Origin of the sequence: Streptomyces rectiviolaceus, assembly GCF_039533825.1 — a bacterium.
GTDB classification, from domain to species: domain Bacteria; phylum Actinomycetota; class Actinomycetes; order Streptomycetales; family Streptomycetaceae; genus Streptomyces; species Streptomyces rectiviolaceus.
In genome coordinates this window covers 1-364 of record NZ_BAAAUG010000060.1, presented here as the reverse complement: position 1 = coordinate 364, position 364 = coordinate 1, and the positions used below count along the sequence as shown (strand labels likewise).

The following is a 364-nucleotide window of genomic DNA, read 5'->3' as shown; positions in this document are numbered from 1 at the left end:
CGGCCCGCCCGGCGCGTGCCCGCCGAGACCGACGCCTGGATGGTCTCGGGCTTCGCCGACAAGGAGGACTCCGTGGTGGCGTACCACCATGCCGAGTTCTGTGCGGACCGGGTGATCGCGCTGGTGCGGGTGGGGGACGTGCGGGGTGCGCTCGCGCAGGCGCTGCGGGCTCCCTACGCGTGGGAGCGGGCCACGGTCCTGCGGAAGCTCGCGGAGCGCTCGGCCGCCGGCGCTGCGGGCGATCCGGGTGAACTGGCCGACGCGGCGGAGGCGTTGGCGGCCACGACGCCCGGACAGCCGGACCGGGCCATGCTCCTGGCCTGCGCGAGCCTGCTGGTCCGCGGCGCCGACCCGGCGCGTGGCG

Annotated in this window: 1 protein-coding gene; it reads left to right on the top strand. The window is 77.5% G+C overall.

What is annotated here, in order from left to right; genetic code table 11:
• Positions 1–364, top strand: a 364-nt coding sequence (locus ABD378_RS17910) for a hypothetical protein (protein WP_344521931.1), incomplete at both ends; no start/stop codon positions are given.